The organism is Nostoc sp. DedQUE02, from assembly GCF_034531035.1.
GTDB lineage: Bacteria > Cyanobacteriota > Cyanobacteriia > Cyanobacteriales > Nostocaceae > Nostoc.
The window spans coordinates 1-17,899 of the sequence record NZ_JAVRBY020000019.1; the positions used below are offsets into that span (position 1 = coordinate 1).

The window sequence follows — 17,899 nt, forward strand, 5'->3', positions numbered from 1 at the left end:
TCACTGCATGAGCAGTTTGTTGATACAATTCCTCAAATTCGTTGCTGGTAAGCGTTTTAAACTATACAAATAACTTATGGGCAGTTCTCCCAGCACGGCTGTCACTCCTTATAAGACAAGTGTAGTCTCGCGTGGGGATTCTATTAAAATAATTCGTAATTAATTTACAGGTTATTTTTAGCCGATTTTGGATCAACATCCTACCCAGTAAAGACGCCCTGAGCAGTAAAAGGATCGCGGTTTTCTTTATAAGATGCTACGCTTTGGCGGAAGCTGCTCACAGAGAAGACGGTTCCCGTTTTTAGCGTAGCGGTAGAAAGTCTAGTGTCTTGGAAGCACTAGTATAAATCTTTATATAGCTTGCTTGGCAAGGATTTTAGAAGTGTTCCCTATCTTTCGCCTTCCTCAACGCCCGATTTGAACGTCTTCGAGGATGCCGAGTGCGTCGGGGATGAGGACAGCTGCACAGTAGTAGGCGGTGACGAGGTAGGAGATAATGGCCTTTTCGCTGATGCCCATGAATCGGACGGACAAACCGGGTTGGTATTCATCGGGGATACCAGTTTGATGTAAGCCAATTACACCTTGGTCTTCCTCACCAGTGCGGAGTATAAGGATGGAACTAGTTTGATTCTTGCTAATCGGAATTTTGTTACAGGGAAGAATCGGTACATTGCGCCACGTGATTATCTTGCTCCCATCCATATCGATGGTGTCTGGATAGATGCCTCGAAGGTTGCACTGGCGACCGAAGGCTGCAATAGTGCGGGGATGAGCTAGGAAGAACCTCGACTTCCGCCGCCGGGTGACTAATTCATCAAGGTCATCGGGAGTTGGGGGGCCACTGCGGCTGTAAATGCGCTGTTTGAGGTCGGCGTTGTGCAACAATCCAAATTCGCGGTTATTGATCAACTCGTATTCTTGACGTTCCCGCAATGCCTCAATCGTCAGCCGCAATTGTTCTTCCGTCTGGTTGTATGGTTGATTGTACAGATCCGCAACGCGAGTATTTATTCGTAACACAGTTTGAGCAATGCTCAACTGATATTCGCGGGGTGAAAGTTCGTAGTCAACAAATGTTCCCGGTAACGTTGTCTCTTGACTATGACTGGTTGACAACGCGATCGCAGCTTCTCCATACTTGTTTTGTGGAAGTTCGGCACGAGTCCTAAACTGCTCAAGTTGAGCCTGCAACGCCTGCGACTGGTTGAGCAGTTCCCGAAATGCCTGTTGCGGTAGCGCCAATACCGTGCATCGGGTCACAGCCTTGACCGTGAACTTCCAATTGCTTTCTGACTCCACCAAAACGCGATCGCCAAAATAATCACCGTCAGCTAGCGTATCCAACAAAGGCTGCTCGTCATACTTGCCAATACCAATCTTGTTTACCTTGCCATGTGCGATTAAGAAAAGCTGATTGGCTGGCTGACCTGACTGGACTATGATATCACCAGGTGCGAATTCCTGCTGAACAAACCGACTTGCCAACGTCCTTAGCACCTCGGTGTCGTCAAATCCTCGCAGCAAAGGCAACTCAGCAAGTTCCTGGGGAATCACCTGCACCTCGGCTCCGGTGTTAGAGAAACTTAATCGTCCATCACCCACCGTATAGGTCAACCGACGGTTCACCCGATAAGTCCCACCCTTCGTCTGCACCCACGGCAACATCTTCAACAACCAGCGCGAGGTAATTTCCTGTGTCTGCGGTGCAGATTTGGTGGTCGTGGACAAATTACGCGCAGCATCTTTACTCAAACTTAGTTGAGGTTGTCCACTCTCAACATTTAAATTTGATTCAATAAAATCCGTCATCAACCGATCCTCTAGTTACTAATAAAAGTGCCATTCAGTGCTGAGTTCCAACAGCACTCAACACTCCTGACAGAATGGCACGCTTGTTAAGATACAGCCCTTATCTTGACTGGTTAAGAGCCTGGAGGCTTGGGAACTCATTCTCGGAGGCTTCGCCTCCATAGCTTGACAAGAGGTAGAACCTCTTTTGAATACATTCCCAGCCTCCAGGCTGGGAACGAGGCTACACAAGTTTTTGGGCTTTACAAGCGTGCCATTCACTCCTGATATTTAGCGCCCGATCTCAACATCTTCGAGGATGCCAAGTGCGTCAGGAGTGAGGACGGCTGCGGAGTAGTAGGCGGTGACGAGGTAGGAGATGATTGCCTTTTCGCTAATGCCCATGAATCGAACAGACAAACTGGGTTGGTATTCATCGGGTATACCAGTTTGATGTAAGCCGATTACCCCTTGTTTTTCTACACCAGTGCGGAGCAAAAGGATAGAACTGGTGCGGTTATTGGTGATGGGGATCTTGTTGGAAGGAAAGATGGGTACGCCGCGCCAAGATGTTACCTGAACGCCGTTCACATCTACGCTTTGTGGATAGAGACCTAGACGGTTAGCCTCACGACCAAAGGCAGCGATCGTGCGGGGGTGAGCTAGGAAGAATCCTGGCTCCTTCCACACCGTCGCTAACAGCTCGTCCAAGTCGTCGGGGGTGGGTGCGCCGCTATTGCTATAGATACGCTGTTTGAGGTCGGCGTTGTGCAGCAACCCGAATTCGCGGTTGTTGAGCAACTCGTGTTCTTGACGTTCCCGCAATGCCTCAATAGTTAGCCGCAGTTGTTCTTCCGTCTGGTTGTACGGTTCGTTGTACAGATCGGCTACCCGCGTACTGACTCGCAACACCGTTTGAGCAATGCTCAACTCATATTCTCTGGGTGTGAGTTCATAATCGGCGAAGGTTCCCGGCAACTCAGCTTCTTGGGGATGATCGGCTGCCAGTTCGATGGCAGCTTCACCTTGGGGAGTCTGTGGCTGGTTCAGACGGGTGCGGAACTGTTCAACATGAGTTCGCAACGGCTCGGACTGAGCGATCGCCCTTTCAAAGGCCGCTTGGGGTAGCGACAAAACGATGGTTCTGGTAATCGCTTTGAGAGTATACTGCCAAGTATCTTCGGACTGCACCACAGTTTCATCGCCGAAATGGTCGCCGTCAGCTAGCACATCGAACACGATCTGTTCGCCATACTTGCTAACACCAATCTTGTTTACCTTGCCACGAGCAATCAGAATCACGCGATCGGCAGGCTGACCAAGTTCGACGATTACATCATCTGGAGCATACTCTTGCTGAACAAACTGGTTTGCTAACCCGATCAAAACGTCAAGATTGTTAAATCCTCGCAGTAAGGGCAACTCAGTAAGTTCCAGAGGAATCACCTGCACCGTTGCTCCGGTATTGGTGAAAGTCACCCGCCCATCACCCACGGCATAACTCAACCGACGGTTGACTCGATAAGCGCCACCTTTTGTCTGCACCCACGGCAATAACTTCAACAACCACCGCGATGTAATTTCCTGGGTTTGCGGTGCAGATTTGGCTGTTGTCGCCAAATTACGCGCCGCAGCTGTACTTAAAGTTAACTGGGGCTGCTGATCTTCTACCAAATTGGGGTCGTTAGAATACGTCACAACTTAATCCTCCACTTTTTAGTTACTAAAAAAATTGATCTCAGGCGATCGCATACTGACCTTGAATTAACTCACCGACAAGAAAACCTAACTTCATTGACCGAGTAATGACTTGAGACTCCCCTGACCGCTCGACGAGCCAATACGCCTAGCTGAAGTACCCAGACCTCTGGGCCCGCTAAGTAGCCGCCCTGCTAACGAATTACGCAATTCAAATTCCTTATAGCGGTCTACCGCTATATGCCACTTGAGTACGCCGCACATCCACTGCTCTAGTTTCTTGACGTATCCGAGCAGTTTCTCGCGGGTACTTGCATCCAAGTCGAAATCATCGAAAAGAACTGGCAGTTCGGTGGCGACAATCAGTTGAAACTGGAGCGCCCGAGCGGTCATCAGATTATTGACAACCTCAACAGCCTGTGCTTTACCGCAATTGAGGAAATTCTGAACCACCAGCACACAGTTATGGATTTCGCCCTCGAATTCGATTTCTTTCTGATAGGAAAAAATATCGTTGGTAAAACAGGCAAAGTCGGCGGCGGAATTATCGAGCGATCGCATTGTTCGGGTGCGATAAATCTCCTGGGGAATCTCGTTGCCCTGAGCTAGTCGGGACAGACTCATGGTCAGATCCGAGCCAAAGGTCTTACGGCGCATCTCAATATAATCTATCGGGTCGGGAATCCGATTTTGGATCTGGTTGGCGAGTTCCCACACCCAGCTGTCAGTCATATCCTGAATCGCCCGACGGAACTGAGTCCGCGCGTTTACGGACATAGGCCCAGCTGTGCGAGACCAAATATCTGCCAAGCCCGCTTCCACCGGATTGGTCGGAATCTCGGTTGGAGTAGAGTCATCCAAAGGCATAAACGCTGACAGTCGGGCGTTGAACACTTTCGCACCAGCCATATTACGGTTATTCCCGTAGAGTGCCGGGAAGTAATCGTCGGCATAGGTTCCCCAAACAAGCCAGCACGCGGTCAGATTCAGCTCGTGACCAGATCCATTCGGATGGATCAACGCACCGCATAAGGCTACATCGGCAACATCAAACTTGTGGTCATCCCAGATGACGGCATCAGGAATCCCAGGTAGTGATTCCAGCATCCCCATCTCACGCGCCCATTCCTTAGAATGCTTTCGCGCAGCATTCAGATGGGGATTCAAGCTTGTAGTGAAGGGCATGTAAAACTTCGGCAGTGTTACTGGCCCGACAGCCTGGTATGGAACGTGAGTAAAGCTCTTGAACCTTCCCAAACCCAAGGCGGCGTATAGCGATTCAAGCCGCGCAGCCGATGTGCCTAGCCCTGTGGGCCCCCCCAGAACCGTAGATGTTGGCGAATTGTCTCCTCCCTTGTTCATGTAGCGGCTCGATCGCATGTGCCACTCATGACCACCTGACTGCCAGTCCTGGAGTCCTTTGATGTAAAGGAGAACGTTCACACGAGCCACTGGATCTAATCCGTACTCCTCAAACAGAGGAGGTAACTCGGTGACAGCAGTGTTATCAAACTGGTATAACCGCGAGGTCAACAATTCGTTGGTAAGGTTAGCCGCCTCTTGAGTACTCACATTTAAGAAGCGCTCCAAGACCAACACGCAGTTGGCATTCTCGCCTTCATCCTCCACTTCTCTCTGATAAGAAAATAGATCATTGCGAAGATGCACTCCATCGGCAAATGTGTCTTTGAGTATACGCATTGGCCGAGTCGAGGCGATTTGGGGCGGAATCTCTATAAACACGGCGTGTTCGACGAGATCGGCTGACCACGGAGCGCCGCCAACCTTACGGCGCATTTCGATGTATTCGATGGGGTTGGCGACTCGATCCTGGTTGATATTGGCGAGTTCCCACAGAGACTCTTCTAGGAGGTTTTTAGTACTCTCGAAGAATCGAAGTCGCCACTCTACAGATTTAGTAAAGGCAGTGCGAGACCACAGGTCGGCCAAGCCGCGCTCTACTGGGTTGGTGGGAACGGGAGGGGTGTCGGTGGGGTATACCGGCATAAACGCTGGCAGTCGGTCAAGGTACTCCTTGGCCCCAGCCATGTCTTGGGTACGCTTATAGATTTCAAGGAAGTGATCGTCGAAGAAGAACACCCAAACATACCAGTCGGTTACTAAGTCAAGCTCTGCTCCCGGCGCATCTGGATGGGTATAAGAGCAAAGCAAGGCGTAGTCGTGAGAATCAAATGTGTGTTCATCCCAGATAACCGACTTTTGTGCTTCCTCTTCTGAACCAAGTATCCCCATCTCGTAGGCCCACGCCTTGGAATGCACTCTTGCCGCTTCCAGGTTTGGGTTTAGCCGTGCGGGCCAAGGCGTGTAAAATTCTGGCAGTTCAAAGGGTTGCATGATCTGCGCGAAACCTCCTCTGGGGTTTTCTTGCTATCTTTATTTCGTGGTTAATCTCAGCACCGTTGCAGTTCACGAGCATTCTGGCCACTTCAGCTAATTACCTACGTCCGGTTTGCTTGCGGTGGCTCGTGTCAAGGCAATAACACAAGATGCTCGTAATCAAAATAACGAGCTATGTAAGTTTTATTTGAAGTTGCCTATACCGAAAGATAGGGCATTTGAAAAAGCTGTTTAAGTCATTACTTCTTTTGATGCTGGTAGATAAATATTTAGCGGTTTATGATAGTGTTCTCATAACTTTTCATAGTTTAAAAAAAAAAGCAATCCGTAGACTAAAGCAGTTAAATCAAAAATTTAAGACTTAAAAGACAGTTAAGACAGTTAAGGAAATAGTTAAATCAAAAATTGTAGAATTAAAAGACACTTAAGACAGTTAAGGAAATATTTGAAAGATTTAAGACAGTTATTAAACAATAATTACTAATTATTAATTTTCTGTAACAAATCTCGATTAACGGAAATTTGTTATCAAAACAGAATATATACGTCAGTCGCCAGAATGGGCTAAACCTTAGCTAGTCGGGAATCTTTTAGATTTCATCCTAATTTGATTAGAATTGGGAAACTGTTAGGTGAGACTTATGCAACTGCTATCTTTGAGAAATGGCTTTTTGGTGTTAACCTTGACTGCGATCGCTTCAGGCGGTGGGTTAATCACAGCCTGTAGCAATACTGCTTCCCAGAACCAAAGCCAAGCCCCAAACGTAACCGCTACCGATACTAGCGATAAGCATATAAATCACAGTATGTCAATGAATTTAGGGCCAGCCGATGCTAATTTTGATTTAAGGTTTATCGATGCGATGATACCGCACCATCAAGGAGCTGTGGAAATGGCGAATGTTGCACAGGAGAAATCAAAACGTCCTGAAATCAAAAAGCTAGCAGACAATATCATCAAATCGCAAAACTCAGAAATCACTCAGATGAAGCAGTGGAGACAAGCTTGGTATCCCAATGCGGGAGCTAAACCAATGGCTTACGACAGTCAAATGGGGCATACGATGGAGATGTCATCTGACCAAATGAAAGGTATGATGATGAGTCAGGACTTAGGTGCAGCTGATGCGGAATTTGATCTGCGCTTTATCAATGCGATGATTCCTCACCATGAAGGGGCGGTAACAATGGCAAAAGATGCCTTGAGTAAGTCTAAACGTCCTGAAATCAAGCAATTAGCCCAAGCGATTATTAAAGCCCAAAATACAGAGATTAAGCAAATGCAGCAGTGGCGAAAAACCTGGTATAACAAGTAAGCCTCAGTATTCACCGAAGAAGCAGGGAGTGGGGGGAGAGAAAAATGCTTAACCCAAGGTATTGCCTCAGTATTTGTGTAGATTCGCCAGCAACCCCCTAATCCCTAATTTCCTTTTGCTGATGAAGTGCAACCCATTGTCGATTGGCAATTAACAAAATGTGGGTAATGGATAGGTAGGCGGGGAGGCAATACTTCTCGGTTATGCTAATTATTGCTGCATCGAAGGTGTGGGAAAAATCCTGCTGAATATAGGAATCCTTGGCTTAGGCTTATTTGCTGTTACATTGGCATTAACAGCAGCAGAGTTACTAGATGCTTCAGAGACGATAGATGGCTTGCTATTAGTAGAATTGGCAAAATCACCCAATTGGATAACCGAAGGTGAATTTGAAGATGCGGAAGTAATATTATCAGTATTTGGATTGTTAGGCTTTACCGGAGTTTCTGCTTGAGATGGAGTAACGATTAAAGTCGAACTAATTCCTAATACCACTATGAGCAAATGAGAAATATATTGTTGCATGGGAATTGCTAAAATGTGTTGATAAATATTCAAAGCTAGAAGTTGTGTTTGTTCTCAGTTAAAAATAAACCTGCAATTTTTCAATAGAAATTATGACGCTGTTAGGCTATAAAACCTGAATACAGCGATTTCAAAATGAATAGACTACTAATGCTTAGTACATTAATTCGCTAATAACAACCGAATCTCTCTTAATCTAGAAGAAAATAAACTTCTCTTTCGTAACAAAAGAACGTTGATTTTTAAATTCCCGAATTTATGTGATAGAGAGCAGGAAAATAGATACACCTGGAAGAATTGACGTTTTGATCAACTAAGGCAGCACAACTATTAATATTTTAATTAGATTTAACTTGTGAATAAAAGAGGAATGTTACTGAAGTTTTTCAAAAGGTTGATTTATCTAATAAGTTGCATATTTAAGTAAATAAAGCAAAAAAATATGAAGTTTTAACAAAACCTAAGCTTGATAAAGTAGCTTCATGAATAAAGACGTGTATACTTCAGCAATATATACCAATCCGATTTGATTTCTGTATCCCTCACGGGAGCGTAGCCATACTTCTTTGCGTAGGTAGGCAGCAGGGAATGACGAAACAGGCAAAAATTAATTAAATGAGAATTTTTTGATTTATGTCGATATTGTAAGGTTTAGCAGCCCATTATGAACTTTCAGAGCAGTTGTTGATTCTTGCAAGTTAAACTAGACTTCTCTGGTTACTAATGGCGACACCTGCACTCTGTATTGTTTTGGAAATATATGAAATTTAGAACCTTAAAATATCCTTTTTTAATCATGCTAGTCAGCTTCAGTTTTTTGCAGACAGCAGATGCTCAAACTCCTGTAGCTGAAATCTCCAAGCTATCTCAAGAAGCTTCTGTACTTCGGAAACAGGGCCCAAGAGGGTTACAAATATTTCTTAAATCCCATGCTGATATTCTAAATACCGATTCTTCAGGTACAGTTCTACCTTCTTCTGCACTCCGAGTAGCTTTAGACGAACTTTGCCAACAACGGGACTGTTACGCCTCTCGTCTGTACTGGTACACTGATCTAGAACAGGCCAAAGCTGCTGCTAGAATTAGTGGTAAATCGATTCTATCTCTGCGGTTATTGGGCAGATTAGATCAGGATTTGAGTTGTGCTAATAGTAGGTTCTTTAGGGTGGCGCTGTATCCGAATGTGGAAATTTCTAAACTGCTTCAAAACCGCTTTATTTTGCACTGGCAATCAGTACGCCCTGTACCTAAAGTAACTATTGATTTTGGCGACGGACGCAAGTTGGAACGAACGATTACAGGCAATAGCATTCATTATATATTAGATGCATCAGGTCGTCCAATTGATGCAATTCCAGGGTTATATAGTCCCAAAGAATTTTTGCGTCAGCTACAGCAAGCTGAAGTAGCAGTAAAAAATTACAGTCAACTTAAACCAAGCGATCGCGAGTCTTATTTGAGAAAATACCACAGCGATCGCCTAAACTCTATCCAAACACAATGGATTGCAGATTTATCCCGCCTGGGTATCCAGTCTCCCCCGAAGTTGGTGGAATCTCCGAGCAATCTCAAGCCACCGACAGCAGAAATAGCAAGCTCTCTAGCCGTTTCTAAAATGAGAGTTGAAACGCCAATGCTAACTGCTCTCCAGTCTGATGCCCAAAGGAATCAAAACGCCTTATCTGAAATAACCGACCAGAAAGTTTGGAACAAAATCGCTCAACTTTATGCCGATGATGTCAAGCTAGATCAGAACAGTATCTCTTTAATCAAAGCTAAAAAATCTCAGTCTGCCAACACTCAAGAAGATAATTTGCCGATAATAGTGAAAAAATTTGAAGCCACAATGGCTTTAGATACAGTTAGAAATGAATATATGCTCCACAGCCAAATTCATCAATGGTTTATGCAGGGTAAACAAACAAGGAGTGTGGAAGCTCTCAATGAACAAGTATACGCCCAACTATTTTTAACTCCTAGTTCTGACCCTTGGTTAGGTCTTTTCCCCAGCGACAGCTACAGTGCCATTGATAATGATGGTATCCGTTAAGTTCATAGTGGACGCAAGACTTAATTCTTGAAAGCTCCATCCTCAACCGTTAAGCAGGATGGAGTGATTGACAGCATCTTCTATAATTAATAAAACCTGCACACCTAATTCTAGGCATGAGACTGTGACCGAATCAGGAAGTTACAAAGATACTGTAAACCTACCCAAGACTAACTTTGATATGCGGGCAAACGCCATCAAGCGTGAGCCTGAAATCCAAAAATTTTGGGAAGAAAATAAAATTTACGATCGCCTTTTTGAAAATAACTCCGGCGAATTATTTATACTGCACGATGGGCCTCCCTACGCTAATGGCTCACTCCATATTGGTCATGCCTTAAATAAAATTCTCAAAGATATTATTAACCGCTACCAAATGTTACAAGGGCGTAAAGTTCGCTACGTCCCTGGTTGGGATTGTCACGGATTGCCAATTGAGTTAAAAGTTTTGCAGAACATGAAGTCAGCAGAACGGCAAAATTTAACGTCTTTACAACTGCGGCAGAAAGCGAAAGAATTTGGACTAGCTACGGTAAACGACCAGCGCCAAAATTTTAAACGCTACGGTATTTGGGGTGATTGGGAACATCCTTATCTAACTCTAAAGCCGGAATATGAAGCGGCTCAAATTGGCGTGTTTGGTCAGATGTTCTTAAAAGGCTACATCTATCGCGGTTTGAAGCCGGTTCACTGGAGTCCCAGTTCTCATACCGCTTTGGCTGAAGCTGAGTTGGAATATCCAGAAGGTCACGTTTCCCGCAGTATCTATGCAGCTTTTGCAATAACAAGTTTGGCGGAAACTGTAAAACCAGTGTTGGCGGAATATCAGTCAGATTTGGGTGTGGCTATCTGGACAACTACACCTTGGACAATTCCAGGGAATTTGGCTGTGGCGGTAAATGCAGATTTAAATTATGCAGTGGTGGAAGTGGAACCCCACCCCCCAACCCCCTCCCTACTTGCAGGGAGGGGGAGTGAGGAAGTTTCTCCGTTAACGGAGAGGGGAACTGAGGGGTTAAGGTTCCGCTATCTTATTGTTGCTGCTGATTTAGTCGAACGTTTATCTTCAACGTTGGGAGTTAAGTTAACTGTAAAAGCTACGTTTAAGGGGAATGATTTAGAACATACTACTTATCGTCATCCTCTATATGACCGCGAAAGTCCGATTGTTGTAGGCGGTGATTACATCACAACTGAATCGGGTACGGGGTTAGTACATACTGCCCCCGGTCATGGTCAAGAAGATTACATCGTAGGTCAACGCTACGGTTTACCTATCCTTGCACCAGTAGATGACAATGGCAATTTTACCGAAGAAGCGGGACAATTTGCGGGGTTGAATGTGCTGGGTGATGGGAATCAAGCGGTGATTGATGCATTAAATACGGCTGGTTCTTTGTTGAAAGAAGAACCATATCCCCACAAATATCCTTATGATTGGCGGACGAAGAAGCCGACGATTTTCCGCGCCACTGAACAGTGGTTTGCTTCTGTGGAAGGATTTAGAGAAGAAGCATTAAAGGCGATCGCCACGGTAAAATGGATTCCAGCCCAAGGTGAAAATCGCATCACGCCAATGGTGGCGGAACGTTCCGATTGGTGTATTTCGCGTCAGCGTGTTTGGGGTGTACCCATTCCCGTTTTCTACGATGAAGCCACTGGGGAAGTACTGCTGAATGAGGAAACTATCAACCACGTTCAAGGAATTATTGCCGAAAAGGGTTCCGATGCTTGGTGGGAACTTTCGGTTGAGGAATTATTGCCAGAATCTTATCGTAATAATGGCAAGTCTTACCGCAGGGGTACAGACACGATGGATGTATGGTTTGATTCTGGCTCATCTTGGGCAGCTGTCGTCCAACAGCGTCCAGAGTTACACTACCCTGCTGATATATATTTGGAAGGTTCCGACCAACATCGCGGTTGGTTTCAATCAAGTTTGCTCACTAGTGTAGCGGTAAATGACATTGCGCCTTACAAAACTGTGCTAACTCACGGCTTCGCTTTGGATGAACAAGGGCGGAAAATGAGTAAGTCAGAAGGAAATGTGGTTGACCCCAATACAATTATTGAAGGCGGGAAAAATCAAAAAGTAGAACCGCCTTATGGTGCAGATGTATTGCGATTGTGGGTATCGTCGGTTGACTACTCCGGCGATGTTCGCATTGGGAAAAACATCATTAAGCAGATGAATGATGTTAGAGGCAAAATTCGTAATACGGCGCGGTTTTTGTTGGGTAGCTTGGATGATTTTGACCCGGAAAAAGATGCAGTTTCCTTTGAAGAATTGCCAGAACTCGACCGTTATATGCTGCACCGCATCACCGAAGTATTTGAAGAAGTTACCGAAGCCTTTGAGAGTTTCCAATTCTTCCGCTTTTTCCAAACAGTGCAGAATTTCTGCGTGGTGGATTTATCCAACTTTTATTTAGATGTAGCCAAAGATAGGCTGTACATCAGTGCAAAAGATGCTTTCCGCCGTCGCAGTTGTCAAACAGTGCTGAAGATAGCTTTAGATAATTTAGCACGAGCGATCGCTCCAGTTCTATCTCACACTGCCGAAGATATCTGGCAATATCTCCCTTACAAAACACCTTACAAATCGGTATTTGAAGCCGGTTGGGTGCAGGTTGAAGAAAAATGGCGTAATCCTGAGTTAGCAGAATTTTGGGAAGTGCTGCGACAACTCCGCACCGATGTTAATAAAGTGTTGGAACAAGCCAGGATAGAAAAACTCATTGGTTCTTCCCTGGAGGCGAAAGCTTTGATTCATATACCTCACAAACAATTAGGCGATGCTATCAAAGCCTTTAACCCGGTTAAGGGTAACGGTATCGACGAACTGCGGTATTTATTGCTGACTTCCCAAGTGGAATTATTAGATTCTGCTGAAGGATTGCAAGGATTAGAATATACAGCGCAGACGGAAGACTGGGGAATTGGAGTGGTAAAAGCAGATGGGCAAAAGTGCGATCGCTGTTGGAACTACTCTACTCATGTGGGAGAATCAGCAGAACATCCCTTAATTTGCGAACGGTGTGTTGCAGCCTTAGCCGGAAAGTTCTAGTAAATATATGTGAGTTCAACGAACCTCTCCCTACCTTTAACTAAAGTTCAAATCTTTCCCTCTCCGAATCGGAGAGGGAAGTTTTTACGTAGTAAAACCTTCTTAGAGGTCTTTTGAATCATCGCCTGAAATAGAAATTTTGCGTAATACACATTATTGGTCATTTTTTACTGTACGTAAGTCTAAGGGTAATATACTTATGGGTAAAAAAATATGGTATTATTACTGAAAAATGTTCCGTATTATTACTGGAATTTATTCGAAATAACAGGGAAAAAGCAGGACTATTAAAAAACTATAAAGGTATGGATTAATACGTATATTTTAGTTTAAAACATCCATTAACTCAAAATTTAAGAGATAGAGAGATATGTCAAATACAATTGCTAAGGAATTGGCTGATTTTCTGCTGCAAATAGAACAGCGATCGCAGTTTCACGCAGGTTATCCATATAATTTAAGTTGTGATTACAGTGCGATCGCCAAATTTTTCAATTTTTTGTTGAATAATGCTGGAGATCCATATATTGAGCCAGATTTTGGTCTTCATTCTCGTAAGTTTGAGCAAGAAGTATTAGCTTTTTTTGCTCACCTCTATAAGATTCCAGAAAATCAGTTTTGGGGTTATGTTACTGCTGGCGGAACTGAAGGTAATTTATATGGAATATTCTTAGCAAGAGAAATCTACTCTAATGGGATTCTTTACTCATCACAAGACTCTCATTACTCAATACCCAAAGCAGCCAAATTATTCCGCATTCAACATAACGTCGTTAATTCGCAAATTAATGGAGAGATGAATTACGAGCATTTTGAACAACTAATTAGCGAAAATCGTAATTATCCAGCGATCGTAAATTTAAACATTGGGACTACTGTTAAAGGTGCAATTGATAATTTAGACAAAGTTCTAGAAATTTTAGAGCGCCATCAGATTAAAGATTACTACATTCATTGTGATGCCGCACTTTCAGGATTAATATTACCGTTTATAGATGGCGCTTTGCAAGTTAACTTTCAAAAACCCATAGATAGTATAGCTATTTCTGCTAAATTCATTGGTTCTCCCTTGCCTTGCGGTGTTGTTTTAACTAAGAAAAAATGGGTAGAAAAAGTTGAAACAGCAATTGAATATATTGGTTCAACAGATACAACAATTCTGGGATCGAGAAACGGTCATACCCCTCTAATTCTCTGGTATGCAATCCAAACAAGAGGTTATGACGGATTAGCTAGAGAAGCAAATACCTGTATTGATAATGCTCAATATCTTTTCCAACAACTTAAAATCAGAGAATATCCATGTATGCTCAATAAATTTTCCAATACCGTGGTGTTTCAAAAACCTTCGCAGAAGTTAATTAAAAAGTGGCAGTTAGCTATTTTTGAGAACTGGGTACATATTGTAGTCATGCAAAATATTGATCGGCAGAAAATCGATACTTTTGTTAATGAACTTTTATTAGAAGAAGGGTTAGTTAATAATGCACAGGATTTCCAGCTACAGACAGTATTTCACTGAATATAGATGTTCAAGTGAAATTAATCGTCTGATTTTACAAGGTGTTTCTCAAAATAGAATTTTATCCCCAGATTTTATCTCATTAAAAAGTTTTTCCCGCACAAATTAGCAGCAAGTAGTATTTCTACTTCTGTCCGTTCCATAGGTGGTAAGAAAAAATACCCTTGTCCATAATCACATTGTAAAGCTTTCAATTGTGCTAATTGCTCTACAGTTTCTATGCCTTCTGCTGTTACAGACATATTTAAATTATGGGCTAATGTCACGATCGCTCGAATAATTTCTAAATTTTCTCCTCGACTACCTATACTGGTGACAAAAGAGCGGTCAATCTTAAGGGTTTTAATTGGTAGGCGGTGCAGATAACTCAAGGATGAATAACCAGTACCAAAATCATCCATGTGCATCTCGACATTCAGCGCTGTTAACTGAGAAAGCACAGTGGTAGCCAATTCAAAATTATCCATCAACAAGGTTTCAGTAATTTCCAATTTCAAACAGCATGGATCGAGTCCAGTTTGCTGCAAAATATGTTTAACCTCTTTAAACACATCAGGTTGCGTGATTTGTTTACCAGAAAAATTCACACTAATTGTCAGAGGGGTTGAGGTAGGAAATTGTTTATGCCATGTGTGCATTTGGTGACAGGCTTCATAAAGCACCCATTGTCCAATACTAACAATCATCCCAGTTTCCTCAGCCAGAGGAATAAAATCTTGAGGAGAAATAAGTCCTCGTTCTGGATGATACCAACGTATCAGTGCCTCAAATCCAATAATTTTGCCAGTTGTGAGTGAAACAATTGGCTGGTAATCAAGGCGAAATTCTTCTTGCTTGAGTAGCGCATGACGTAAAGCAGTTTCTAACTCCAAGAGCAAAGCTGCACCCTCATGCATCTTCGGATCAAAAACCTCATAACGTGCCTTACCAAGTGATTTGGCACAATACATTGCCACATCAGCATCGCGTAAAATCTGCGCTGCTTGCTCATAATCTGCTCTACTTAAAGCAATGCCAATACTAACATTAGTAAACACCCGATGCTCATCTAATTGAAATGGCAGAGCTAGCACCTTTTTAATTCGCTCGGCTACCTGTATTGCGGTGTCGATATCCTCAATTTCCTCAATTAGAATTGTGAACTCGTCTCCGCCAAAACGGGCAACTATGTCTCCACCTCGCAGAACTGACTTTAGCCGATGAGAAATTGCAATCAAAAGTTGATTTCCCAATAGATGTCCAAGGCTATCATTAACAACTTTAAAGCGGTCTAGGTCTAAGAAAAGTACAGCAAATAAATAATTATTTTGCTGTTTACTATGTTCTATTGCCTGCTGCACCCGCTCCAGAAATAATCGTTGATTCGGTAATCCAGTTAGCCCATCATGAAGACTATTATGCAGTAATTGGTCTTGTGCTTCTTGACGTTTAACAATGTCTTGTTGAAGTTGTTGATTAACCCTAATAAGTTCAATAGTGCGTTCTAGCACCAACTTCTCAAGCTGATAACGGTGCTGGACTAATTCTTCCTCTGCTAGCTTCCGCTTAGTGATGTCACGGACAATAACAATATACTCCCGTAGCTGGGAATTAAATGGCTGTGAAATCGTCGATTCCACAATTCGTAGACCTTGGTTAATTTTTAAGGTTTGCTCACTTCTAATAGACCATTGCTCCGGTTTACCGCGATAGCATATTAGAAGTTGGCTCAAGTTTTGCCCAAGCAACTGCTGAAGACTTGTTTGAAATAATTCTTCGGCTGCGGCATTTGTCTGAGAAATTGTACCGTCTTCATCTAAGACTAAAACAGTGTCTGGAACGGTATCGAGAGTAGTGATAAATAGGTTTCTTGCTTGTTTGCGTGCTTCATCAATAGCAATAATTTGTGGTAAAGTTGTCCAGCAAGCGATCGCTACTCCTGTAAAAGAAAGCGTCACTAACAGAATAGCGAGTAAAGAGTTTTGAGGATTATTAGAAAGTCTATCTAAAAAATCGCGGATAACCCAACTGATTGTAGCGGTAGTACAAATTAATGATACTAAAACACTCACTTGTAATACTACAAAGTCGGGGTTATTTCTAGTAGACTTACTATCATAACGCTGTGTCCACCATCTTGGGTGTAATGGCGCAAAGCTTAAATGACGTAGCGCCACATCTGCGCTCATTAGAATTATCGGTAATAATAATCCCACTAAGAAATCTCTCCAATTCCAAGCTAAACCTCCCATTATAAGAACTACAGCTTCTACTAAGAAAAAACCAAGTGACCACCAAGGCCATAACACGTGTGGTTTACCTCGACACAGCCATAATCCTAAATGTAATCCCATAATGGACATGAGATAACAAGTGCCTGCTACTGTGACAAGTTGAGATACATTTCCTAAATTTAGACAAAGCAAACTGAGTATAAAGGTTACTAAAATAGCAGGGCCAAGAACACCTTGATGGGAAACTAATGCAAAGATGGGAGAAAGCTGTTTATCTAAGGCAAGTTGGTATAATATCCGAGGAGAGTTGGAAACTGCCGTAGCAGAACTGAGAAGGCAAGATATAGTAATCAAAAGTGTTACTAAAAAGGGGGCAGATTCACCCCAAAAAGGCTTAGAAGCCGCTACCAAATTTAAGAAAGTATCGTCACCTATTGCAGGATTTGGAGCCGAACACATTAATACCCAAGAACCACCTAAAAAGACTGGAGGAATTACCCAAGCAGCTATGGTTAAAAATTTTAAAGTTTTATATGGGTGGCGACTATCAGCAACAAAAGAAGAAGTGGTTTCACAAGCATAAATTGAATAGCTAGCTAGAAAAAACCACTTTGCCCATTCTTGAAAGCTCAGGCTATGTGTGCTAGTTGCGAGAAATGTAAAACTAGCAGATGAGAAGGCTAACCATAATACACCTTGAACGCAAAACAATAACAGTAATAAAATCGCTGGGAATACAAAGAATAAATGCAGGAGCGCTAAAGCACGAGTGCCACTGAACGCTAAAATAAAAGGAATCGCTGTAAATAAAACTTTTAAGAAAGTTTCTGGACAAGAAATACCTAATGTTTCAAAATTGACTTTAATTAGGTTAGTAAGAATAATTGCATACAGTGCTGGTGCTGCTGCCCAGCTAAAAAAGTATCCTAAAGCTACGTAACGGCCTAAGCCAGGAAAGTTCTTTAATAGCCTTGTGATATAGTTTGGTGTTCCTCCAGCGACATCTGACCAATGTCTACCTAGACTTTGTACCTGCAAGTTAAGTAAAAAGGAAATAATCGTCCCAAAAAACCAAACTAAGATAGCTTTCGACCCTAACGCTGCATGAATGATGGGGGCAGTACCAATCCATCCAACATGACCTGTTAACCCAAACCCCCAGGTTTCGAGATAACTCAGAGTCCGTGGTAGGCGCATTAGCAAGTGCTGATTATTCTCTGCTCGTGCAGAATTGTTACTAACCATTGTTTCTTAGTGAGATTTACTGGCCTTTTCACTCAATAGCTGAATCTCGCTGTTTATAGCCTCAGTATTACTGCTGAACTTTAGAAAAGAATAACTTAGTTGTTACTTAATTTG

Annotated in this window: 9 protein-coding genes; 5 read left to right on the forward strand and 4 right to left on the reverse strand. The window is 43.2% G+C overall.

Annotated features, from left to right (window positions below; translation table 11 throughout):
- Positions 1-405 precede the first annotated feature (405 nt).
- The 3 genes from RMX98_RS16410 to RMX98_RS16420 form a co-directional block, all read right to left on the reverse strand.
- Positions 406-1,812 (reverse strand): family 2B encapsulin nanocompartment shell protein, encoded by a 1,407-nt coding sequence (locus RMX98_RS16410; protein WP_322679386.1) that lies wholly within the window; start codon positions 1,810-1,812, stop codon positions 406-408.
- Between the two features lie 270 nt (positions 1,813-2,082).
- The gene (locus tag RMX98_RS16415; protein WP_322679385.1) at positions 2,083-3,489 is read right to left on the reverse strand and encodes a family 2B encapsulin nanocompartment shell protein; all 1,407 of its coding nucleotides are present in this window, start codon (positions 3,487-3,489) and stop codon (positions 2,083-2,085) included.
- Between the two features lie 93 nt (positions 3,490-3,582).
- Positions 3,583-5,844 carry a family 2 encapsulin nanocompartment cargo protein terpene cyclase gene (locus tag RMX98_RS16420; protein ID WP_322679384.1) on the reverse strand — a complete coding sequence of 754 codons (2,262 nt, stop codon included), beginning with the start codon at positions 5,842-5,844 and terminating at the stop codon, positions 3,583-3,585.
- Between the two features lie 644 nt (positions 5,845-6,488).
- Between RMX98_RS16420 and RMX98_RS16425 the strand changes: the two genes are divergently transcribed.
- The 5 genes from RMX98_RS16425 to RMX98_RS16445 all read left to right on the forward strand — a co-directional run bounded on the left by RMX98_RS16425 (position 6,489) and on the right by RMX98_RS16445 (position 14,327).
- On the forward strand, positions 6,489-7,163 hold the full coding sequence (locus RMX98_RS16425; RefSeq protein ID WP_322679383.1) for a DUF305 domain-containing protein: 675 nt from the start codon (positions 6,489-6,491) through the stop codon (positions 7,161-7,163).
- A gap of 229 nt (positions 7,164-7,392) precedes the next feature.
- Positions 7,393-7,617 (forward strand): hypothetical protein, encoded by a 225-nt coding sequence (locus RMX98_RS16430; protein WP_322679382.1) that lies wholly within the window; start codon positions 7,393-7,395, stop codon positions 7,615-7,617.
- An 831-nt stretch (positions 7,618-8,448) separates the two neighbouring features.
- Positions 8,449-9,738 carry a hypothetical protein gene (locus RMX98_RS16435; protein ID WP_322679381.1) on the forward strand — a complete coding sequence of 430 codons (1,290 nt, stop codon included), beginning with the start codon at positions 8,449-8,451 and terminating at the stop codon, positions 9,736-9,738.
- A gap of 124 nt (positions 9,739-9,862) precedes the next feature.
- Positions 9,863-12,805 carry an isoleucine--tRNA ligase gene (gene ileS / locus RMX98_RS16440; protein WP_322679380.1) on the forward strand — a complete coding sequence of 981 codons (2,943 nt, stop codon included), beginning with the start codon at positions 9,863-9,865 and terminating at the stop codon, positions 12,803-12,805.
- Positions 12,806-13,175: 370 nt separating this feature from the next.
- Positions 13,176-14,327: a histidine decarboxylase gene (locus RMX98_RS16445; RefSeq protein WP_322679379.1), complete on the forward strand. Its 1,152-nt coding sequence runs from the start codon at positions 13,176-13,178 to the stop codon at positions 14,325-14,327.
- A 74-nt stretch (positions 14,328-14,401) separates the two neighbouring features.
- On the opposite strand, the gene RMX98_RS16450 is transcribed toward RMX98_RS16445, so the two are convergent.
- Complete coding sequence (locus RMX98_RS16450) at positions 14,402-17,785, reverse strand: EAL domain-containing protein (RefSeq protein ID WP_322679378.1); 3,384 nt, start codon at positions 17,783-17,785, stop codon at positions 14,402-14,404.
- Between the last annotated feature and the right edge of the window lie 114 nt (positions 17,786-17,899).

Bases quoted from the DNA above. Each gene is read 5' to 3' on its own strand.
- RMX98_RS16435 (WP_322679381.1), top strand. From the start codon at position 8,449: ATGAAATTTAGAACCTTAAAATATCCTTTTTTAATCATGCTAGTCAGC.
- RMX98_RS16425 (WP_322679383.1), top strand. From the start codon at position 6,489: ATGCAACTGCTATCTTTGAGAAATGGCTTTTTGGTGTTAACCTTGACT.
- RMX98_RS16450 (WP_322679378.1), bottom strand. From the start codon at position 17,785: ATGGTTAGTAACAATTCTGCACGAGCAGAGAATAATCAGCACTTGCTA.
- RMX98_RS16445 (WP_322679379.1), top strand. From the start codon at position 13,176: ATGTCAAATACAATTGCTAAGGAATTGGCTGATTTTCTGCTGCAAATA.
- RMX98_RS16410 (WP_322679386.1), bottom strand. From the start codon at position 1,812: ATGACGGATTTTATTGAATCAAATTTAAATGTTGAGAGTGGACAACCT.
- RMX98_RS16420 (WP_322679384.1), bottom strand. From the start codon at position 5,844: ATGCAACCCTTTGAACTGCCAGAATTTTACACGCCTTGGCCCGCACGG.